Origin of the sequence: Achromobacter sp., from assembly GCF_036567245.1 — a bacterium.
Lineage (GTDB): Bacteria > Pseudomonadota > Gammaproteobacteria > Burkholderiales > Burkholderiaceae_B > Achromobacter.
This window is the reverse complement of the sequence record NZ_DATCUY010000286.1, coordinates 1-4,024: the sequence shown is the minus strand read 5'-3', so window position 1 is coordinate 4,024 and position 4,024 is coordinate 1. Positions and strand designations below refer to the sequence as shown.

The following is a 4,024-nucleotide window of genomic DNA, read 5'->3' as shown; positions in this document are numbered from 1 at the left end:
TCTACCAGGTGGGTTTCAGTTTCTGGGACACGGCTTACGCCGCCACGCTGACCGTCGTGTTGCTGGTGGTGCTGGCGCTGACCGCGCTGATCAAGTTCCGCTGGCTGGACCGCAGGACGCACTATCAATGAAAGACAAGCTCGATACCCTGGGCGCCTGGGCGCTCGGCCTGCTGTGGATCCTGCCCCTGGCCTATGCCATGTGGGCCGCGTTCCATCCGCCCGCTTACGCGACCCGCTTCGACCTGTTCGCGCCGCTGACGCTGGACAACTTCGTGCGCGCCTGGAATGCCGCGCCGTTCCCGCGCTACTTCCTCAACACCTTCCTGCTGGTCACCATGGTGCTGGCGGCGCAACTGGTGCTGTCGACGCTGGCCGGCTACGCCTTCGCGCGCTTCGAGTTCCGCGGCCGCGATTTCGTCTTCATGCTGGTGCTGCTGCAGCTGATGATCATGCCGGACGTGCTGCTGGTGGAGAACTACCGCTCCATGAGCCAGCTGGGCATTCGCGACACGGTGTTCGCCATCGGCCTGCCTTACTTCGCATCGGCCTTCGGCATTTTCCTCCTGCGCCAGACCTTCAAGACGGTGCCGCGCGAACTGGAAGAGGCCGCCCGCATGGAGGGCGCCAACGCGCTGCAGGTGCTGTGGAAGGTATATGTGCCGCTGGCCAAGCCGATCTACGTGGCCTACGGGCTGGTATCGGTCAGCCACCACTGGAACAACTTCCTGTGGCCGCTGATCATCACCAACTCGGTCGAATCGCGGCCGCTGACGGTGGGCTTGCAGGTGTTCTCGTCGACCGACCAGGGCATCGACTGGTCGGTCATCACCGCCGCCACGCTGATGTCGGCCGCGCCGCTGTTGATTGCCTTCCTGCTGTTCCAGCGCCAGTTCGTACAGTCGTTCATGCGCGCGGGCATCCGCTAGGCGCCTCCGCGCCAGGCCGGCCCAAACAAAAACTGCCCCTCGGGGCAGTTTTTTGCTTTCAAACCGCGGCGTCCTCAATAGCCGACCGTCAGCCCAGGCAGATCGACAGTGATACGCGGGCGCTCCAGCGCCAGCGCCAGGTGCTCCGCGAATTCGCGGGCCTCCTTTTCGTCGGAGGACAAGGTGTCATAACCCAGCGCGTCAGCCACGCCCAGTACCTTGTCCAGCAGCAGGACCTTGCCGCTGGGACGCAGCGGCTCGCAGCCCAGCGTTTCCCAGGCGCTGTCGAACCAGTCGCGCGCGTCGCCCTGGCGCTGCGGCGAGGGCTCGACGTTGGCCGATAGGTCCACCGAACGGCGGGAGTCAAAAACAACGGTGATATCGCTGCGCATGTTGTGATTCCTTAAGGTGGCGTCAGGCGAGAAGCGTAGGCAAAAATCGCCGGGCAGATTGTCTGCCCGGCGACATTGGGCTTGCCGGCCTACCAGCCGCGCGACACCTCCCAGGTGACTTCAGCGTTTGCCGCCAGGGATTGGCGCATCATGTCCAGCAGGGGGAAGGCGCGTTCCTTCAGGCCCACCATGCGGGCCATGGGCGATGCGGGCGCCTTGTCGTCGTCTTCTTCGTCGCTTTTGTCATGGGAACTCTGATAGTCGTCGATGGCGCGCTCGATGCCGCTGATGGCGGGCCCCAGCTGTTCCACGGTGAAAACGCCACGCTCCGGGATCTTGTCTCCGAAGGACTTGCCGGCCGCCTGCAACAGCGCGCCCGCATGGTCGGTCAGCATCAGAACCTCGGCCACGACCTTGGAATGAAAGGTGATCAGCATATTCCAGTCTCCCACATTGATTACTTACATACACTACCGCAACACCCGGGGGCTGCCAACTGGCCCGGGGAAGCAGGTCCAATGGCCGGACGCCATCCGTCCCCCCCGGACCCTCCGGCTCTGCGTTCCCGCCCCGGGCGCAGGCCGGTCCAATGACCAAATCAAGCTATGATTCAGGAGATTCCCGTGACAGCGGGACCTGACGCGGCCATGAATGCGGCGCGCGCGGTTCGCCCGGCTACGCCGCCCTCTGTCCGCTCCGCCCGACAGGCCCGGCCTGCGCGGGCGCGGCCGTCACTAACTCAGAACTTCTCCAGACGCCCATGCTCCTCGAGCAACAAAAACAGCTTATCTCCCTGATCCAGGCCGCCGTCGCGCAAAGCCTGCCCGACGCCGTGGCAAATGTGCTGCTCGAGCGCCCCAAGGTCGCCGCCCACGGCGACGTCGCCACCAACGTGGCCATGCAACTGGCCAAGCCGGCCCGCCGCAACCCGCGCGAACTGGCCCAGGCCATCGTCGATGCCCTGATGGCGCAGCCCGGCGCCACCACCCTGGTCGAAGCCGCCGAAATCGCCGGCCCCGGCTTCATCAACCTGCGCATCACCGCCGCCGCACGCCAGGCCGTCATCGCCGCCGTGGCCGAGCAGGGCGCCGCCTTCGGCCGCTCGCCCCGCAGCGGCGAGAAGATTCTGGTCGAATTCGTGTCGGCCAACCCCACCGGCCCGCTGCACGTGGGCCATGCCCGCCAGGCCGCGCTGGGCGACGCCCTCTGCCGCCTGTACGACGCCATCGGCTGGGACGTCACCCGCGAGTTCTATTACAACGACGCCGGCAACCAGATCCACAACCTGGCCATCAGCGTGCAGGCCCGCGCCCGCGGCCTGACGACCGAATCGCCCGACTGGCCCGCCGACGGCTACAAGGGCGACTACATCGCCGACATCGCGCGCGATTTCCAGGCCGGCGCGACCGTCCACTCCGATGGCGTGGACGTCACCGCCACGGGCAACATCGACAACCTGGACGACATCCGCGTCTTCGCCGTGGCCTACCTGCGCCGCGAGCAGGACCTGGACCTGCAGGCCTTCGGCCTGGCGTTCGACAATTACTACCTGGAAAGCTCGCTCTACACCTCCGGCCGGGTCGAGGCGACCGTCAAGGCGCTGGTCGCCGGCGGCCATACCTACGAGGAAGGCGGCGCGCTGTGGCTGCGCACCACCGAACTGGGCACGGGCGACGACAAAGACCGCGTCATGCGCAAGAGCGAAGGCGGCTACACCTACTTCGTACCCGACGTGGCCTACCACAAGGCCAAATGGGAACGGGGCTTCCATCGCGCCGTGAACATCCAGGGCAGCGACCACCACGGCACCGTGGCGCGCGTGCGCGCCGGCTTGCAGGCGCTGGAAGAGGGCATCCCCAAGGACTACCCGGCCTACGTGCTGCACAAGATGGTCAAAGTCATGCGCGGCGGCGAAGAGGTCAAGATCTCCAAGCGCGCCGGCAGCTACGTGACCATGCGCGACCTGATCGACTGGGTCGGCCGCGACGCGGTGCGCTACTTCCTGATCCAGCGCCGCGCCGACACGGAATTCGTGTTCGACGTGGATCTGGCGCTGTCCAAGAGCGACGAGAACCCGGTCTATTACATCCAGTACGCGCACGCCCGCATCTGCTCGGTCATCAATAATGCCGCCATGCCGGCCGCCGACGTAGCCCAGGCCGATGCCGCGCTGCTGACCGCCCCGACCGAATTCGCATTGATGCAGCGCCTGGCCGAATTCCCCAACGTGGTGGCGTTGGCGGCGCAGGAGCTGTCGCCCCACCACATCGCCTTCTGGCTGCGCGATTGCGCCTCGGACTTCCACGCCTGGTACGGCGCCGAGCGCGTGCTGATCGATGACACCGCCCTGAAGCTGGCCCGCCTGCGCCTGGCCTCGACCACGCGCCAGGTGCTGGCCAACGGCCTCGAGCTGATGGGCGTGTCGGCGCCCGAGCGGATGTAACATCGGTTCATGGCAACCAAGCGCAAAACCACCCGCCGTTCCTCCGGCGAAAGCGGCAGCACCCTGTACGGCGCGCTGGCCGGCTTGCTCCTCGGCCTGATCGTGGCCGCCGTCGTCGCCTTCTACGTCACCAAGGCGCCCGTGCCCTTCGTCGACCGCGCCAGCCGCCAGGGCGACAACGGCAAGCTGCCGGATCCGCGCCAGGCGCCGGACCCCAATGCCGGCCTGTACGGCCGCGACGGCGCCGCCGGCGTCCCATCC

4 protein-coding genes and 2 pseudogenes are annotated in these 4,024 nt (G+C 66.7%); 4 read left to right on the top strand and 2 right to left on the bottom strand.

What is annotated here, in order from left to right:
- Together VIR09_RS12745 and VIR09_RS12740 are read left to right on the top strand one after the other, a co-directional pair.
- Window positions 1-131 (top strand): annotated as a pseudogene (locus VIR09_RS12745) (sugar ABC transporter permease); the annotation flags it as partial.
- Window positions 128-928: a carbohydrate ABC transporter permease gene (locus VIR09_RS12740; protein WP_013390895.1), complete on the top strand. Its 801-nt coding sequence runs from the start codon at window positions 128-130 to the stop codon at window positions 926-928. The pseudogene VIR09_RS12745 and the gene VIR09_RS12740, both read left to right, overlap by 4 nt.
- Before the next feature lie 74 nt (window positions 929-1,002).
- On the opposite strand, the gene VIR09_RS12735 is transcribed toward VIR09_RS12740, so the two are convergent.
- Both VIR09_RS12735 and VIR09_RS12730 read right to left on the bottom strand, forming a co-directional pair.
- The gene (locus VIR09_RS12735; RefSeq protein WP_332013195.1) at window positions 1,003-1,320 is read right to left on the bottom strand and encodes a hypothetical protein; all 318 of its coding nucleotides are present in this window, start codon (window positions 1,318-1,320) and stop codon (window positions 1,003-1,005) included.
- A gap of 89 nt (window positions 1,321-1,409) precedes the next feature.
- Window positions 1,410-1,757: a DUF1840 domain-containing protein gene (locus tag VIR09_RS12730; RefSeq protein WP_013390893.1), complete on the bottom strand. Its 348-nt coding sequence runs from the start codon at window positions 1,755-1,757 to the stop codon at window positions 1,410-1,412.
- Between the two features lie 323 nt (window positions 1,758-2,080).
- On the opposite strand from VIR09_RS12730, the gene argS reads away from it, so the two are divergent.
- Window positions 2,081-3,763 (top strand): arginine--tRNA ligase, encoded by a 1,683-nt coding sequence (gene argS / locus VIR09_RS12725; protein WP_332013194.1) that lies wholly within the window; start codon window positions 2,081-2,083, stop codon window positions 3,761-3,763.
- A 9-nt stretch (window positions 3,764-3,772) separates the two neighbouring features.
- Window positions 3,773-4,024 (top strand): annotated as a pseudogene (locus VIR09_RS12720) (SPOR domain-containing protein); the annotation flags it as partial.

What these genes read in the sequence shown, in the direction of transcription:
- VIR09_RS12735 (WP_332013195.1), bottom strand. Translation starts at nt 1,320, where the DNA reads ATGCGCAGCGATATCACCGTTGTTTTTGACTCCCGCCGTTCGGTGGAC.
- argS (WP_332013194.1), top strand. Translation starts at nt 2,081, where the DNA reads ATGCTCCTCGAGCAACAAAAACAGCTTATCTCCCTGATCCAGGCCGCC.
- VIR09_RS12730 (WP_013390893.1), bottom strand. Translation starts at nt 1,757, where the DNA reads ATGCTGATCACCTTTCATTCCAAGGTCGTGGCCGAGGTTCTGATGCTG.
- VIR09_RS12740 (WP_013390895.1), top strand. Translation starts at nt 128, where the DNA reads ATGAAAGACAAGCTCGATACCCTGGGCGCCTGGGCGCTCGGCCTGCTG.